Annotated in this window: 17 protein-coding genes; 13 read left to right on the plus strand and 4 right to left on the minus strand. The window is 65.4% G+C overall.

All coding sequences use genetic code 11. The features are described 5' to 3' along the window. The first annotated feature begins 44 nt into the window (after positions 1-44). The 3 genes from N6L26_RS01075 (at position 45) to N6L26_RS01085 (ending at position 2,342) form a co-directional block, all read left to right on the plus strand. Complete coding sequence (locus N6L26_RS01075; RefSeq protein WP_263607223.1) at positions 45-1,010, plus strand: alpha/beta fold hydrolase; 966 nt, start codon at positions 45-47, stop codon at positions 1,008-1,010. Next, entirely contained in the window at positions 1,007-2,104 is a 1,098-nt protein-coding gene (locus tag N6L26_RS01080; RefSeq protein ID WP_263606219.1) for an NAD(P)/FAD-dependent oxidoreductase, read from the plus strand. The genes N6L26_RS01075 and N6L26_RS01080 overlap by 4 nt, the downstream gene beginning before the upstream one ends. A 61-nt stretch (positions 2,105-2,165) precedes the next feature. Then, complete coding sequence (locus N6L26_RS01085) at positions 2,166-2,342, plus strand: YegP family protein (protein WP_263606220.1); 177 nt, start codon at positions 2,166-2,168, stop codon at positions 2,340-2,342. Here N6L26_RS01085 and rnhA read toward each other — a convergent pair whose 3' ends face one another. The 3 genes from rnhA to ispH are packed head-to-tail and all read right to left on the minus strand — an operon-like array spanning position 2,343 to position 4,724. Next, entirely contained in the window at positions 2,343-2,786 is a 444-nt protein-coding gene (gene rnhA, locus N6L26_RS01090) for a ribonuclease HI (RefSeq protein WP_263606221.1), read from the minus strand. Beyond that, entirely contained in the window at positions 2,783-3,739 is a 957-nt protein-coding gene (thrB, locus tag N6L26_RS01095; RefSeq protein WP_263606222.1) for a homoserine kinase, read from the minus strand. The genes rnhA and thrB overlap by 4 nt, the downstream gene beginning before the upstream one ends. Before the next feature lies 1 nt (position 3,740). Then, positions 3,741-4,724 (minus strand): 4-hydroxy-3-methylbut-2-enyl diphosphate reductase, encoded by a 984-nt coding sequence (gene ispH, locus N6L26_RS01100; protein ID WP_263606223.1) that lies wholly within the window; start codon positions 4,722-4,724, stop codon positions 3,741-3,743. 96 nt (positions 4,725-4,820) lie between these two features. Here ispH and N6L26_RS01105 point away from each other — a divergent pair, with 96 nt between their 5' ends. From N6L26_RS01105 to tatC, 9 genes are all read left to right on the plus strand, one after another. After that, positions 4,821-5,474 (plus strand): hypothetical protein, encoded by a 654-nt coding sequence (locus tag N6L26_RS01105; RefSeq protein ID WP_263606224.1) that lies wholly within the window; start codon positions 4,821-4,823, stop codon positions 5,472-5,474. A 47-nt stretch (positions 5,475-5,521) separates the two neighbouring features. After that, positions 5,522-7,261, plus strand: coding sequence for an arginine--tRNA ligase (argS, locus tag N6L26_RS01110; protein ID WP_263606225.1), 1,740 nt, complete (start codon positions 5,522-5,524; stop codon positions 7,259-7,261). 2 nt (positions 7,262-7,263) lie between these two features. Further along, on the plus strand, positions 7,264-7,959 hold the full coding sequence (locus tag N6L26_RS01115; protein ID WP_263606226.1) for an SPOR domain-containing protein: 696 nt from the start codon (positions 7,264-7,266) through the stop codon (positions 7,957-7,959). A 79-nt stretch (positions 7,960-8,038) separates the two neighbouring features. Then, positions 8,039-9,061 (plus strand): beta-N-acetylhexosaminidase, encoded by a 1,023-nt coding sequence (gene nagZ, locus N6L26_RS01120; protein WP_263606227.1) that lies wholly within the window; start codon positions 8,039-8,041, stop codon positions 9,059-9,061. After that, positions 9,058-9,867 carry a segregation and condensation protein A gene (locus tag N6L26_RS01125; RefSeq protein ID WP_263606228.1) on the plus strand — a complete coding sequence of 270 codons (810 nt, stop codon included), beginning with the start codon at positions 9,058-9,060 and terminating at the stop codon, positions 9,865-9,867. The genes nagZ and N6L26_RS01125 overlap by 4 nt, the downstream gene beginning before the upstream one ends. Next, positions 9,867-10,484: an SMC-Scp complex subunit ScpB gene (scpB, locus tag N6L26_RS01130; protein ID WP_263606229.1), complete on the plus strand. Its 618-nt coding sequence runs from the start codon at positions 9,867-9,869 to the stop codon at positions 10,482-10,484. Before N6L26_RS01125 ends, scpB begins: the two co-directional genes overlap by 1 nt. A 61-nt stretch (positions 10,485-10,545) precedes the next feature. After that, complete coding sequence (gene tatA, locus N6L26_RS01135) at positions 10,546-10,773, plus strand: twin-arginine translocase TatA/TatE family subunit (RefSeq protein WP_263606230.1); 228 nt, start codon at positions 10,546-10,548, stop codon at positions 10,771-10,773. 24 nt (positions 10,774-10,797) lie between these two features. Then, complete coding sequence (gene tatB, locus N6L26_RS01140; protein WP_263606231.1) at positions 10,798-11,250, plus strand: Sec-independent protein translocase protein TatB; 453 nt, start codon at positions 10,798-10,800, stop codon at positions 11,248-11,250. Position 11,251: 1 nt separating this feature from the next. Beyond that, on the plus strand, positions 11,252-12,046 hold the full coding sequence (gene tatC / locus N6L26_RS01145) for a twin-arginine translocase subunit TatC (protein WP_263606232.1): 795 nt from the start codon (positions 11,252-11,254) through the stop codon (positions 12,044-12,046). On the opposite strand, the gene N6L26_RS01150 is transcribed toward tatC, so the two are convergent. After that, positions 12,031-13,680, minus strand: a complete 1,650-nt coding sequence (locus N6L26_RS01150) for an amidohydrolase (protein WP_263606233.1) — start codon at positions 13,678-13,680, stop codon at positions 12,031-12,033. The two genes, tatC and N6L26_RS01150, sit on opposite strands and share 16 nt — an antisense overlap. A gap of 109 nt (positions 13,681-13,789) precedes the next feature. On the opposite strand from N6L26_RS01150, the gene N6L26_RS01155 reads away from it, so the two are divergent. Further along, positions 13,790-15,043, plus strand: a complete 1,254-nt coding sequence (locus tag N6L26_RS01155) for a threonine ammonia-lyase (protein WP_263606234.1) — start codon at positions 13,790-13,792, stop codon at positions 15,041-15,043. The last annotated feature ends 52 nt before the right edge of the window (positions 15,044-15,095 follow it).

Below are 15,095 nucleotides of genomic sequence, written 5' to 3' on the forward strand. Positions count from 1 at the left end.
GTGCTTACCAAAAAGTAACCATAGAGGAGGTCGTGATCGCCGACATGCCAGCGCCGCAGGACACTATCGATCGCCGCGCGATTCCGCCGGCCGCGCGCGAATCCACTTTCGCACTGGCCGATGGTCACGCGATTCGGCGGATCGACTGGCCCGGCGCAGACGGCGGCCGACGCGGGTCGATCCTGTTCCTTCCCGGGCGCGGCGACTTTTACGAGAAGTATCTCGAGACGCTGGAGCAATGGCATCGTGCGGGCTGGCGCGTCACTGCCGCCGACTGGCGCGGACAGGCGGGGTCGGGGCGGCTCGGCAATGACGCGGTTACCGGCCATGTGGACGATTTTTCCGACTGGACCGCGGATCTCGCATACTTCTGGACCGCATGGAAGGCGACCACGCCTGGGCCCCATGTCCTGGCGGGGCATTCGATGGGCGGGCACCTCGTATTGCGCGCGCTGGTCGACGGGCTGGTCGCGCCTGATGCCGCAGTCCTCAGCGCGCCGATGGTCGGGATGGCGGGGCCGCCCTTGCCGCTCGGCCTGCTGCATTCCGCAGCGCGGCTGATGACGAAGGTGGGCAAGCCAACGCGTCCGGCCTGGAAATGGAGCGAGAAGCCGGGCGAAATGCCCGCCGATCGCAGCGACCTGCTGACGCATGACGGCGCGCGCTATGCCGACGAGCTGTGGTGGCGCGAGCAACGTCCCGAGCTGGTCATGGGGCCGGGTAGCTGGGGCTGGGTGGAACGCGCCTATGCCTCGAGCCGCCGGCTCGAAGAACGCGGAGCAATGGAAAAGGTGCAGGTGCCGGTGCTCGTGGTGAGTACCTCGGCAGACCGGCTGGTGAGCCATGCATCCGCCGTTCGCGCGGCGCAGCGCCTGCCCAAGGGCGAGTTGATCGTCTTCGGAGATGAAGCACGGCATGAAATCCTGCGCGAAGTCGATCCGGTGCGCGAGCGCGCACTGGCGGGCATGGCCGAATTCCTCGATCGTGTGGCTCCGCAGGAGAACCCGTGACAACTTACGACTTTGCCATCATCGGCGCCGGAATTGCCGGGGCCAGTCTCGCCGCCGAACTGACCGATGGCGGCGCAAGCGTCCTGATGCTCGAGGCCGAAGACCGGCCCGGCTATCATGCCACGGGACGTTCCGCTGCCTTTTGGGAAGAATGCTATGGCGGGCCGGAGATCGTGCCGCTGACACTCGCATCGGGCCCCTATCTCCGCGATGGCGGGTTCCTCCACCAACGCGGCGCACTGTACATCGGGCGCGAGGGCGACGAGGAGCTCGTGACGCAGTTCATGCAGCGCTTCGTCCCGACCGGGGCAACCATCCAGCATCTCGGCCGGGCGGAACTGCAACGGCGGATCAACGGAATCCGCCATGACTGGTCCGATGCGATCTGGGAGCCGATGTGCGCCGATATCGACGTGGCCCGGCTCCATGCGCATTTCCTCGCGCAAGCGCAGGGCGGTGGTGCCGACCTGGAATGCCGCGCGCGGCTCGCCCACGCCACCCGCGCCGACGGGCAATGGACGCTAAAGACCGAGCGCGGCGAGACCCATCACGCCGCCGTGCTGGTCAATGCGGCCGGGGCCTGGGCGGACGAGATCGCCCGGCTGGCCGGCGCGCAGCCAGCAGCAATCAGCCCCTATCGCCGTACGGTGGTGCAGGTGCGTGTCGACCCGCCGGCGCCCGAGGACCTTCCGCTGGTGCTCGACATCCGCGGGCGGTTCTATTTCAAACCCGAAGCCGGACGTTTGTGGGTGAGCCCGCATGACGAAGAACCGAGCAAGCCCTGCGATGCCGCGCCCGAGGAGCTGGCGGTAGCCGAAGCGATCGCGCGGCTTGAAGAAGTCGTCGATTGGCAGGTCGAAGCGGTCGAGCACAAATGGGCCGGCCTGCGCAGCTTCACGCCTGACCGTCGGCCGGTTTACGGCCCTGATCCCAAGGTCGAAGGCTTCGCGTGGTTTGCGGGACAGGGCGGCTTCGGTATCCAGACCTCGCCCGCCGCCGCGCGGCTCGGGCGCCAGCTGCTGCTGAATGAAAAACCCGATGCGATGACAGGGGGTCTCGATCCTGAACTCTATTCAGCCACCCGCTTTGGCTAGCAATGCCTGCATCCTTTGTTAGGGTGCGCGCCAAATCCAAGCTTATGACGGAGACAAATCGATGAGCCACCACTTCGAGATCTACAAGGACAAGGCCGGCGAGTTTCGCGTCCGTTTCAAATACAATTCGGAAGTGATGTTCTCGACCGAGGGATATGCCTCGAAGGCGAGTGCGCAGAACGCCATCGATTCGATCAAGAAAAACGGCCCCGGCGCGGAGACCGTCGACAACAGCTGATCAATCCGCGCGGGCGAACTGTTCCGCTGCATCGCTGGCGAGCCGGTCTACCCGGTCGTTTTCCGGGTGACCGGAATGGCCCTTAACCCAGTGCCATTCGACCCGGTGGTGCGCGGTCAGTTCGATCAGATCGTGCCACAGCTCGGCATTGCGCACCGGTTTCTTGCTGGCATTGACCCAGCCGCGCTTCTTCCAGCCGTGGACCCACTTGGTGATCCCGTCGATCAAATACTTGCTGTCGGTATAGAGATCGACCTCGCACGGCTCGATCAACGCGCTCAGCCCTTTGATCGCTGCCGTCATTTCCATGCGGTTGTTGGTCGTATCGGGTTCGCCGCCCGACAGTTCCTTCTCATGCTGGCCCATCCGCAGCAGCGCGCCCCAGCCGCCGGGGCCGGGATTGCCCTTGCAGGCGCCATCGGTGAACATCTCGACCTTCTTCATGCGAACGCCCTCTGGCCGTTTGCGCGATAGAATTCCAGCCGCCGTGTGAAATCCATCGGATCCTTGCGGCGGACCAGCGCGTCTTCGGGCGTATCGAGCCAGTCCTGGGCGCGGCTGGCGATGAAGCGCAGGCAGGCGCCCTCGGCAAGCAGCGGCAACGCGGCCCGCTCCTGCTCGCTCAGCACTCGCACGCTCTCGTATCCCTCGAGCAGCGCGCGTCCCAGCGCGCGATCGCAGGTTTCGCCTGCGTCGTCGAAGCACCACGCAGCATGCGTCACAGCCAGGTCATAGGCCATTGCCCCGGTGCAGGCGAAATAGAAGTCGATCATTCCGGTGACCCGGTCGTCGAGCATCAAGACGTTATCCGGGAAGAGGTCCGAATGGATGATCGATCGCGGCAAATCCTCCGGCCATTCGCGGACGATTGCCTCGCCGGTTTCCAGCATCGCAGGGAGCTGGGGGTCGATCGTGCCAAGCGCCGCGTCTCCGCAGTGTGCGAGGATCGCCAGCGTATCGGACGGGGCAAGCGTGTTTTCGCGCGCCATGGGGAAATCATGCGCGGCGAGGTGTGCCTGCGCCAGTGCAACTCCAACCGCGCGTGCCTGCGCCGGTGTCGGGTTGCTTGGCGAAACACCGGGCAGGAATTCGATCAGCGCGACCGCCTTGTCGCCGACCATGCGGTAGGCGCCACCGTCGGAATCGTGGATCGTGCGCGGCACCGGGCATTGTGCTGCGGAAAGATGGTCGAGCAGGCCGAGGAAGAAGGGCAGGTCGGCGGTCTCGATCCGCCGTTCGTACATCGTCAGGATAAACCGACCGCGCGTGGTTTCGACCAGCCAGTTGGAGTTCGAGACCCCTTCGGCAATGCCCTTGGACGAGACCAGTTCGCCGACATCGTAATGCGCGATCAATCGCGCAAGTTCCTCGGCCCCGAGATGGGTATAGACGGCCACGTTAGTCGGTCAGCTGGCGCGGCAGTTTGAAGACCATGTTCTCTTCGGTGGTGGTTATCACCTCCTCGTCGACCAGCCGCCAATCGCACAACCGGTCGACCACTTCGCGGACCAGCTTTTCGGGCGCCGAGGCGCCTGCCGTGAGGCCGATGGTGCCAACCCCCTCAAGCCATGCCGGATCGATCTCGTCGGCGCGCTGGATCAGCCGGGCATTGGTCCCGAGCCGTTCGGCAACCTCGACGAGCCGCAGCGAATTGGACGAGTTCGGCGCGCCGATCACCAGCACCAGGTCGCAGCTGGCGGCGATCTGCTTGACCGCGGCCTGGCGGTTGCTGGTGGCGTAGCAAATGTCTTCCGCCTTGGGCGCGATGATCTGCGGGAAGCGAGCTTCGAGCGCGGTGATGATGTCGCGCGTATCGTCCACCGACAATGTCGTTTGCGAAAGATAAGAAAGATCGTCGGTGGGCGCGAAGTCGAGCGTCGCTACGTCATCGACCGTTTCGACCAGCGTGATCCGGCCTGCCGGCACCTGACCCATCGTCCCGATCACCTCGGGATGGCCCGCATGGCCGATGAACAGGATGTGCTGGCCCTTTTCGATCTGGCGTTCGGCCTGGCGGTGGACCTTGCTCACCAATGGGCAGGTCGCATCGACATACAGCATCTTGCGCCGCTCGGCCTCGGCCGGAATGGTCTTGGGTACGCCGTGGGCGCTGAAGACCACCGGCGCATCGTCGGGCACTTCGTCCAGTTCCTCGACGAAGATCGCGCCCTTGGCCTTGAGGCTGTCGACCACATAGCGATTGTGCACGATTTCGTGCCGGACATAGACCGGTGCGCCGTATTTCTGCAGCGCGCGCTCAACGATTTCGATCGCCCGGTCGACGCCCGCGCAAAAGCCGCGCGGCGCAGCAATCAGGAGCTTGAGCGGCAGGCGCGGATCGCTGCCGGGCGACCCGGGCGGGGATTGAAAGGGGGCGTTCATGTCCCGCCCTCTAGCGCTTTCGTGCAGGCCAAGCTAGGGCATCCCGCAGCCCGCCGGGCTACGATTTCGAATGACCGCAAAAGGGAATTTAGCCGCATGACCATCCGTAACCGTCTTCTTCCCGCGCTTGCCCTCGGCCTGGCGTTGGCCGGTTGCGCCAGGGAAGGCGACCTCGTTATCGACCAGGGCGTTGGCATTTCCGCGGTGCGCACCGCCTGCCCGGCTGTCGGCATACCCGACTATACGGGCGACATCACCACTTTCCGGACCGCCGGGGCGACCACGATGGCCGATCTCGATGTGACGGCGGCGATCACCAATCTGCGCTCCACCTGCAACGAAGAAGCGGGCGACCGCGTCTATTCCGAAGCGAGCTTCGATGTCGTCGCGCGCCGCAGCGATACGCGCGGCAGCCGTACGGTCACGCTACCCTATTTCTCCACCGTGCTGCGCGGCGGTTCGTCGGTAGTTACCAAGCGCGTCGGCAACGTTACGCTGCAATTCGCCGACGGGCAGGAACGTGCGCAGGCACGCGGCACCGCGGGCGCCTATGTCAATCGCACCGATGCAACGCTGCCTGCCGAAATTCGCGAGCAGATCACGCGCAAGCGCGAACCCGGCGATCCCGATGCGGCGCTCGATCCGCTGGCCGATCCGGCGGTGCGTGCTGCGGTGCAGCGGGCGACCTTCGAACTGCTGGTCGGCTTCCAGCTGACCGAAGCGCAATTGCGCTACAACGCCACCCGCTAGAACCGCTCGTGTCTTGCCATTTCGCGCCGATAGGCTAGGCGCGCGGAATGGCTGACATGCAGACACTTCACGCGGCTTTCGCGGCCCGGATCGATGCGGTCCTGAACGCTCTCGAAATGGAGGGCGTGTTGCCCGCCGATACGCCGCGCGCCAATGTTACCGTGGAACCGCCGCGCGATCCATCGCACGGCGATCTGGCGACCAATGCCGCGATGGTGCTGGCCAAGCAGGCCAAGACCAATCCGCGCGCGCTGGCCGAGAAGATCGTCGAACACCTCCAGCGCGAACCCGAAATTACCGCCGCCGAAATCGCCGGTCCGGGCTTCATCAATCTGCGCCTGTCGCCCGATGCGTGGCGGCGCGAACTGCTGGCCATTGCCGGTCAGGGCGACGATTACGGTCGCTCGGCGCTGGGCGACGGGCGGACGGTCAATGTCGAATATGTTTCGGCCAATCCGACCGGCCCGATGCACATGGGGCATTGCCGCGGCGCAGTCGTCGGCGATGCGCTGTGCGGCCTGCTCGAATGGGCGGGCTACCGGGTTACGCGCGAATATTACGTCAACGACGCCGGCGGGCAGGTCGATGTCCTCGCCCGGTCGGCGCACCTGCGCTACCGCGAGGCGCTGGGCGACGATATCGGCGCCATTCCCGAAGGCCTCTATCCCGGCGATTATCTCAAGCCGGTGGGCGAACGGCTCGCGCAGGAATTCGGCCCCGCATACAAGGATGCCGACGAAAGCGAATGGCTCGGCCTGTTCCGCGAGCGTTCGGTCGCTGCGATGATGGAGATGATCCGCGCGGACCTCGCGCTGCTCGGCATCCATCACGACCTGTTTTCCTCCGAAGCCGAATTGCAGGCGGCGAAGAAACCCGAAGCGGCCGAGGCGTGGCTGCGCGACAAGGGCCTGGTCTATGACGGCGTGCTCGAAGCGCCCAAGGGCAAGGCACCGCCCGAGGATTGGGAGCCGGTCGAACTGCCGCTGTTCCGCTCGACGGAATTTGGCGACGATCAGGATCGCCCGATCAAGAAATCGAACGGCGCCTGGACCTATTTCGGGGCCGATCTCGCCTATCATTTCCAGAAGGCCGAGAAGGCCGATGCGCTGATCGATATCTGGGGCGCCGACCATGCCGGAACGGTCAAGCGTATCCGCGCGGCTGTCGCGGCGCTGACCAAGGGCGCGGGGCGCGATGTGCCCTTCGACGTCAAGCTGGTGCAGATGGTCAAATTGCTGCGCGATGGCGAACCGGTGAAGATGTCCAAACGCTCGGGCACTTTCGTCACGCTTGCCGAAGTGGTCGATGAAGTGGGCAAGGATGTCGTGCGTTTCACCATGCTCACGCGCAAGCCCGACGCGCAGATGGAATTCGACTTCGCCAAGGTGGTCGAGGCCTCGAAGGACAATCCGGTTTTCTATCTCCAATATGCCAATGCGCGGATCCATTCGACACTGCGCAAGGCGGGCGTGGCGCCGAGCGACGAGCATCTCGATCGACTGGGCGAGGAGGAACTGGCGCTGGTGCGCGAAGCGGCGCAATTCCCGCGCGTGGTCGAAGCCGCAGCCAAGGCGCGCGAACCGCACCGTATCGCGTTCTTCCTCGGCGATCTGGCGGCTGCCTTCCACAGCTTCTGGAATACGGGTAACGACGATCCGGCAAAACGGATCATCCAGGAAGGCGACGCCGAACTGACCGCCGCGCGCCTGTTCCTGGCGTCGCAGGTCGGGCAGGTAATCCGCAACGGCCTCGCCATCCTGGGGGTCGAAGCGGTCGAGGAGATGTGAGCATGGTGGGATCGACACCGTATGACATGGGCGGGGATCGCGGGGCCGAGGACCAGCTCGACCTCGCCGAAGACGACAGCCTGCCCTGGCTCGAAGCAGCCGAGGACGATGACCACACTGCGGGTTTCGATACCTCACGCCTGATCCTGCTCGGCGTGCTCGCCCTGGTGCTGCTCGGCGCGGTTGTCGGCGGGATCTGGTTCCTGACGAACAAGGCGTCGGACGAACCCGAACCCGATGGCAGCGTGATCGCCGCACCCGAAGAACCCTATAAGACCAAGCCCGAGGACCCGGGCGGCAAGACCTTTGCCGGCACCGGCGACACGAGTTTTGCAGTGGGCGAGGGGCAGACACGCGAAGGCAAGCTGGCCGAGACCACCACCAAACCTCCGGTCGATGCGGGCACATCTTCCGGCCCGACCATTGCTTCGACGGTCAATGAGGGAACCCGGGCTGCTCCGGTGGCGGGTACTTCGGTGCAGGTCGGCGCCTATCCGCGCCGTGCCGATGCCGAAGCGGCGTGGTCGAACCTGATGCGGCAGACCGAAGCGCTCAACGGCGTCAGCCACCGCGTGGTCGAGGCACAGGTCGATATCGGCCGGGTTTATCGCCTGCAGGCGATTACGGGCGACCGCGCCAGCGCAAGCCGGTTGTGCGCCGCCCTCAAGGCGGACGGGCTCGCCTGTTTCGTCAAATAGGCGCGTCTCGAATCTGATTTCCACACCTCCTGCAGGGGCTTAGCTTGCGGGACTCGGGCCAAGGTTCCACTTTCCGGCGATGACACCCGCCATATTCGGCATCTCCGGTCTCGAACTGACGGCCGACGAGCGCGCTTTCTTCACCGAGGCGGACCCGGCGGGTTACATCCTGTTCGCGCGCAATTGCGCCGATCGCACGCAGCTGCGCAGGCTGACCGACGATCTGCGTGCGATCCACGGTCGCGAGCATCTGATCGTCTCGATCGACCAGGAAGGCGGGCGCGTCGCGCGGATGAAGCCGCCCGAATGGCAGCGCTATCCAGCGGGCGAGGCATTTGCGCGGCTGTGGGACATCGCGCCCGCTTCGGCGATCGAGGCCGCGCGCGCGAATGCCGAAGCGATGGGGCGCGAGCTGGCCGAGATGGGCATCACGGTTGATTATCACGCCCCGTTCGATGTGCGCCGCCCCGAGACCGACGATGTGATCGGCGACCGTGCGTTAGGCAACGACCCCTTGCAGGTAGCAGCGCTGGGCCGCGCCGTGCTCGACGGGATGGGCCGCGCAGGGGTGGTCGGCTGTCTCAAGCATATGCCGGGCCATGGCCGCGCGACCTGCGATACGCATAAGGAATTGCCCTTCGTCACCGCTAACGACGTAGAGCTCCAGATAGATATCGAACCCTTTCGCACGCTCGCAGCGCATCCGCTGGGGATGAGCGCGCATATCGTGTTCGAAGCATGGGACGCCGAAGCGCCCGCCACGCTGTCGCAGACGGTCATAACCGATGTGATTCGCGGCAAGATCGGCTTCGACGGGCTGCTTCTGTCCGACGATATCGATATGGAAGCGCTCGACGGGACGATCGCCGAACGCGCCCAGCGCGCCTTGGCGGCGGGATGCGATATCGTGCTCAATTGCTGGGCGAAAATGGCCGATCAGCAGGCCATCGCCGAACTTGGCGCGACGCTGGCGGCAAAATCCGCCGAGCGGCTCGACCGCGTCCATGCGGCAATGCGGGCACCGCAGGACGGGCCCGAGACTGCCGAATTGCTCGCCAAGCGCGATGCGCTGCTCGCGCTGGCGGAGGAACGCGCGGCATGACCAGCGACGGGCTGCTCTTCGCCGATCCGGCTGCCGGCTTGCAGGACGAATGGGACGGGATCGCCGCAGAGGCGCCGGTCGACGAGAACACGCTCTATCTCGAACTCGATGGGTGGGAGGGGCCGCTCGACCTGTTGCTCGACCTTGCGCGGCGGCAAAAGGTCGACCTGCGCTCGATTTCAATCCTCTCTCTGGTCGATCAGTATCTCGGCTATATCGATCAGGCCGAGGCATTGAAGCTCGAACTGGCTGCCGACTATCTCGTGATGGCCGCGTGGCTGGCCTATCTCAAATCGGCCATGCTCCTGCCCAAGGAAGAGCAGGAAGATCCCAGCCCCGAGGAGCTGGCGCTCAAGCTGCAATTGCGGCTCCAGCGGCTCGGCGCGATGCGCGATGCGGCGGCGCGGCTGATGGGCGGCGACAGGATCGGCCGCGACGTATTCCTGCGCGGCACACCCGAGGGGCTGGAGATTGCGCGCAAAACCCTGTGGCAATGCGACCAGTTCGCGCTGATCGAGGCCTATGGGCGCGTGAAGGCGCGCACGGCGCCCGCCATTCACATGGTGCGCGAACGCCCCGTGATGACGCTGGAATCGGCGCTCGACCGGGTCTCCAACATGCTCGGGGTGACACTGGACTGGATGGAATTGCGCGATTTCCTCCCGCCGCATGCCGAACCCCGGCTCAAGCGATCGGCGCTCGCCTCGAGCTTTGTCGCCGCGCTCGAACTGGCGCGGCTTGGACGGGCCGAATTGCAGCAGGAAGATACTTTCGGACCGCTCCACCTGCGCCGGGTGCCCGCCTGATGGACGAGCTCGCCCGCGCCGTCGAAGCCGCGCTGTTCGCAGCGGAGGAGCCGATGACCGCCGAGGCGCTGGCCGGATTTCTTGGCGGTGCGGTAGTGGGCGATGTGCGCGAGGCGCTGCGCAGCGTCGCGGCCGATTACGAGAAGCGCGGCGTCCATCTGGTCGAACGCGCGAAGCGCTGGCATTTCGAAACCGCGCCCGATCTGGCGCATCTGCTGCGGCGCGAAAAGGAACAGGTCCGCCGGCTTAGCCGCGCTGCCACCGAAGTGCTCGCGATCATCGCTTATCACGAGCCGGTCAGCCGCGCGGAGATCGAATCGATCCGCGGTGTGCAGACCAGTGGCGGGACGCTCGACGTGCTGATGGAAGCGGGATGGGCGAAGATTGCCGGTCGGCGCGAGGTTCCGGGGCGACCAACGATTTACGCGACGACCCCCGATTTCCTCGAACATTTCGGCCTTTCCAGCCGCCGCGACCTGCCCGGAATCGCGGAATTGCGCGCCACCGGCCTGCTCGACCCGGTCGACGATGCCTATGAAGAACTGATCGGCGACGAGGGCACCGAAGAGGGGCAGAGCGCCGCCGAAGAGCTCGATGAGCCTGCCGACGACGCCTGACTGGCGCTAACCCGCCGCAACGCCTATATTCGGTGCCAAGCAATCTGAAAGAGAAGGTCCCATGGGTCTCAGTGTCTGGCAGCTCGCCATCATCGCAGTCGTTGTCCTCGTCCTGTTCGGCCGGGGGCGCATCTCCGAAATGATGGGCGATTTCGGCAAGGGCATCAAAAGCTTCAAGCAGGGCATGAACGAGGAAGAAGCACCTGCGAAGCAACTCGGCCACGAGGCGAAGCCTGCCGACGAAGGGCTGGCCGCCGAGCAGGTCAAGCAGACCTCCGACACCAAGTGATCCGCTAGCAGGCGGAGGCAGGCCATGTTCGATATCGGCGCCAGCGAATTGCTGGTGATCGTCACTGTGGCGATCTTCGTGATCGGTCCCAGTGACATGCCCAAGGCGCTGAAACATGCCGGTCGCTGGATCGGCAAGCTGCGCCGTATGTCGAGCCATTTCCGCGCCGGGCTGGACGAGGTCGTCCGCCAGGCCGAGATCGAGGAAATGGAAGAGAAGTGGGCCGCGCGTAACAAGCAGATCATGGCCGAATACCCCGATGGTTCGACCCCCGAAGGGGGCGGGCCCGAGAACCTGCTGCCGGGCGAAATGGAACCGCTTGTCGCGGCCGATGACGTGCCCGATGCCGATGCCGCCGCCGAAGCCGCGATCAAGCGCGCCGCCCCGGTAAAGGCACCCGAACATGCGGAGGAGCCGTCTCCGCCGCCGCCGAGCTCTCCGCCAGTCGCTCCGCCCCCACCGGGCAAAGAAGGCTGAGATGGCGGTGATCAAGGACATCGACGAAAGCCAGGCGCCGCTGCTCGACCATCTGATCGAATTGCGCGCGCGGTTGGTGCGCTGCGTGCTGGCGCTGGCGCTGGCGTTTGGCGGCTGTCTCTATTTCGCCGATCCGATCCTCGGCTTCCTGATCCAGCCGCTCAAGAACGCCTTTCCGGCGGGCGAGGGGCAGCTGATCTTCACCAAGCTCTACGAAGTCTTCTTCGTCGAACTGAAGGTCGCACTGTTTGCCGGCTTCTGCCTCAGTTTTCCGGTCATCGCCAACCAGCTGTGGGCGTTTGTCGCGCCGGGGCTCTATGCAAAGGAAAAGAAGGCCTTCCTGCCCTTCTTACTCGCCACGCCGGTGCTGTTCCTGATGGGTGCCTCACTCGCCTATTACGTGGTCATGCCGACCGCTTTCGAATGGTTCCTCGGCTTCGAGGGGTCGGCTGGCGGGCTCGAGATCCAGGCGCTGCCGACCGCGAATGAATATCTCGGGCTGGTGATGCAGTTCATCCTCGCTTTCGGGATGAGTTTCCTGCTGCCCGTGCTGCTGTTGCTGCTGCACCGCGCGGGCATCGTCACGCGTGCGCAACTGGTGTCCGCGCGGCGCTATGTGATCGTGCTGATCGTTGCCGTGGCGGCGATCATCACGCCGCCCGACCCGGGATCGCAGCTGCTGCTGGCAATCCCGCTGCTGCTGCTGTTCGAAGGTTCGCTGCTGCTGATGCGGCTGACCGAGAAGCGCCGCAAGGCGGAAGACGAGCAGGCCGAGGAAACTCAGTCGGCGTCGTAAACCTTGCGCCCGCCAACCCAGGTCTCGAGCACCTTGGTGGCGCGCAATTCGCCGGGTGAGGCCAGCATCGGGTCGCGGTCGATCAGAACGAAATCGGCACGCTCACCGGGCAACAGCCGCCCGAAACGCCCCTCCGCAAAACCGGCATAGGCGGCTTCGCTGGTGAACCCCGCCAGCGCCTGTTCGCGATTGACCCGGTCCTGCGCACGCCAGCCGCCGAAGGGCTGGCCAGCGGCATCCATCCGCGTGACCGCCGCGGCCAGACCGGCGAAAGGATCGGGCGATTCCACCGGGGCGTCCGAGCCAAAGGCCAGCCTGCCGCCAAGCCCGAGAATGGTGTTCCAGGCATAGGCGCCGTCGAGGCGGTCCGCGCCCAGCCGGGCTTCGGCCATCACGCGGTCGCTGGTCTGGTGGACCGGCTGCATCGAGGCAATGATGCCGTGCTGCCCGAATTTGGGCAGATCGATGGGATCGACGATCTGCGCATGCTCGATCCGCCAACGGCGGTCGCCGGGGAAGCTTTCGGCCAGTTCGCCGATCGCATTGAGCGCGTCTTCATTGGCCGCGGTGCCGATCGCGTGGATCGCGGGCTGGAAATTGCCCTGTGCGGCGCGCACGAGGATATTGCGCAGCTTGGCCGGCCCGGTCAGCGGCAGGCCGGTATTGCCCGGATCGTCCGCATAGGGGCGCTTGAGCCACGCCCCGCGGCTGCCCAAGGCGCCGTCGAGATAGATCTTCACCCCGTTCAGTCGCAGCTTGTCGTCATAGAGCCACGGTGACGGGCGCGCGCCCGCGATCAGCTCCATCTGGTCGGGCCCCGCAGCATAGGCCATGATCCGCAGCGTCAGCGCGCCCGTATCGCCTGCGCGGCGGAACGCCTGCCAGTCCTCGATCGATGTGCCCATGTCGGCGACGGCGGTGATCCCGAAACTGTGCAGCACCTTCTGCGCTTCGGCAAAGGCGAGGTCGCGCTCGTTCGGGCGCGGTGCGGGGATCGCGCGCATCATCAGCGCTTCGGCGGCATCGACGAACACGCCTGCGGGGGCTTGCGAACCGGGAAGCCGTTCGACGCGCCCACCCGCCGGGCTCTTGGTGTTCGCGTCGATCCCTGCCGCCTGCATTGCGAGGCCGTTGGCCCAGCCGGCATGCCCGTCGACCCGCTGGAGATAGACCGGCCGGTCGGATACTGCGCGGTCGAGCTCGGCGGCGGTGGGAAAGCGGCCGAGTCCCCATTTTTCCTGGTTCCAGCCGCGCCCGAGAATCCACGGCCGGGCCTCGTTTTCGGCGGCGAACCGGCGGATCTTGTCGAGCGCCTCTTCGAGCGACGTGGTGTCCGACAGGTCGAGCGTCAGCGCGCCGATCCCGATCCCCATGACATGCGCATGCGCATCGACCAGTCCCGGGATCATCACCGCACCTTCGCCGTCTTCGCGGTAATCGGTCTCCGGCTTCTTGTCCTTGGCGGAAAGGATCTGCGCCACCTTGCCCGCATCGTCGATGACCAGAGCGGTGAAGCGCTGGATCGTGCCGTCTTCGCCGATGGTGATGCCTTCGACATTGTCGATCAGAACATCGGCCTGCGCCGGCGCGGCCAGCGTCAGGGCGATCATGGCGGCGAGGAATTTGCGTGTCATTTCACTGCGGTCCCGTCTCGAATTCGATGGTTCGCGATAAGGCAAAGCTTGGTTGAGGCAAACCCTTTCGGCGATTGCGCCCCGTGGCCGCGCGCCGTAGGGGCGAAGGATGACAAAGGCATCTCCCGTGCGGGCCGCGACCAAGGCCACCGACCTCCTCACCCTCGACGATGTCCGCGCTGCCGCGGCGCGGATCGAAGGCGCGGTGGTGCGCACGCCGATGCTGCGCTCGCAGACATTGTCGGAGATTACCGGGGCCGATATCTGGCTCAAGTTCGAGAATCACCAGTTCACCGCTGCCTATAAGGAGCGCGGTGCACTCAATGCGCTGCTGCATCTCGACGAGGAGCAGCGGGCACGCGGCGTCATCGCCGCCTCGGCGGGCAATCACTCGCAGGGGCTGAGCTATCATGGCCGCCGCTTGGGCGTGCCGGTGACCATCGTGATGCCCGAAACCACACCCAGCGTGAAAGTGATGCAGACGCAGAGCGTCGGCGGCGATGTGGTGCTGTTCGGCGAGACCTTCGACGAGGCTTACGCGCATGCGCTCGAGCTCGAGCAGGAACGCGGGCTTACCTTCGTCCACCCCTTCGACGACCCGCTGGTCGCTGCGGGGCAGGGTACGGTGGCGCTCGAAATGCTGGCCGAGAAGGACGATTTCGATTGCCTCGTCGTGCCGATCGGCGGTGGCGGGCTGATGAGCGGGATGGCGACGGTGGCCAAGGCGCTCAAGCCCGAGATCGAGATGGTCGGGGTGCAGGCCGAGCTTTATCCGTCGATGTATTCCGCCGTAACCGGCGATGACCGCCCCTGCGGCGGCGATACGCTGGCTGAAGGAATCGCGGTCAAGGCGCCGGGGGCATTCACCCGCCAGATCATCGCCGAGTTGGTCGACGAGGTTCTGCTGGTCAAGGAATCCACGCTCGAGCACTCGGTCTCGCTGCTGCTGCAGATCGAGAAGACCGTGGTCGAGGGCGCGGGTGCGGCAGGGCTTGCCGCGGTCTTGTCCAATCCGGAGAAATTCGCCGGCAAGACCATCGGCCTGGTGCTGTGCGGCGGCAATATCGATACCCGGCTGCTGGCCAATGTACTGCTGCGCGACCTCGCGCGGTCGGGCCGCCTGGCGCGGCTGCAGGTCGTCTTGCAGGATCGCCCCGGCGCGCTGTTCAAGGTGATGCGCGAATTCAATGCGCATAACGTCAACATCATCGAGATCTATCACCAGCGCATCTTCACCACGCTGCCGGCCAAGGGGCTGACCGCGGAAATCGAATGCGAAGCGCGCGATGGCGAGCAGATCGACCGGTTGGTGCACAACCTGCGCGACAAAGGCTACAGCGTGGAACTGGCCGAACTGGCCTGATCTCGGTCCCGGGCAGGTGCTTGGCGCGGCCCGATTCTCCTGTCTCCAGAAG

The organism is Qipengyuania sp. SS22, from assembly GCF_025736935.1.
In the GTDB taxonomy this organism is placed as follows: domain Bacteria; phylum Pseudomonadota; class Alphaproteobacteria; order Sphingomonadales; family Sphingomonadaceae; genus Qipengyuania.

Bases quoted from the DNA above. Each gene is read 5' to 3' on its own strand.
- ispH (WP_263606223.1), bottom strand. From the start codon at position 4,724: ATGAACGCCCCCTTTCAATCCCCGCCCGGGTCGCCCGGCAGCGATCCG.
- tatA (WP_263606230.1), top strand. From the start codon at position 10,546: ATGGGTCTCAGTGTCTGGCAGCTCGCCATCATCGCAGTCGTTGTCCTC.
- N6L26_RS01155 (WP_263606234.1), top strand. From the start codon at position 13,790: ATGACAAAGGCATCTCCCGTGCGGGCCGCGACCAAGGCCACCGACCTC.
- argS (WP_263606225.1), top strand. From the start codon at position 5,522: ATGGCTGACATGCAGACACTTCACGCGGCTTTCGCGGCCCGGATCGAT.
- rnhA (WP_263606221.1), bottom strand. From the start codon at position 2,786: ATGAAGAAGGTCGAGATGTTCACCGATGGCGCCTGCAAGGGCAATCCC.
- N6L26_RS01125 (WP_263606228.1), top strand. From the start codon at position 9,058: ATGACCAGCGACGGGCTGCTCTTCGCCGATCCGGCTGCCGGCTTGCAG.
- N6L26_RS01085 (WP_263606220.1), top strand. From the start codon at position 2,166: ATGAGCCACCACTTCGAGATCTACAAGGACAAGGCCGGCGAGTTTCGC.
- N6L26_RS01115 (WP_263606226.1), top strand. From the start codon at position 7,264: ATGGTGGGATCGACACCGTATGACATGGGCGGGGATCGCGGGGCCGAG.
- scpB (WP_263606229.1), top strand. From the start codon at position 9,867: ATGGACGAGCTCGCCCGCGCCGTCGAAGCCGCGCTGTTCGCAGCGGAG.
- N6L26_RS01150 (WP_263606233.1), bottom strand. From the start codon at position 13,680: ATGACACGCAAATTCCTCGCCGCCATGATCGCCCTGACGCTGGCCGCG.
- N6L26_RS01105 (WP_263606224.1), top strand. From the start codon at position 4,821: ATGACCATCCGTAACCGTCTTCTTCCCGCGCTTGCCCTCGGCCTGGCG.
- nagZ (WP_263606227.1), top strand. From the start codon at position 8,039: ATGACACCCGCCATATTCGGCATCTCCGGTCTCGAACTGACGGCCGAC.
- N6L26_RS01075 (WP_263607223.1), top strand. From the start codon at position 45: ATGCCAGCGCCGCAGGACACTATCGATCGCCGCGCGATTCCGCCGGCC.
- tatB (WP_263606231.1), top strand. From the start codon at position 10,798: ATGTTCGATATCGGCGCCAGCGAATTGCTGGTGATCGTCACTGTGGCG.
- tatC (WP_263606232.1), top strand. From the start codon at position 11,252: ATGGCGGTGATCAAGGACATCGACGAAAGCCAGGCGCCGCTGCTCGAC.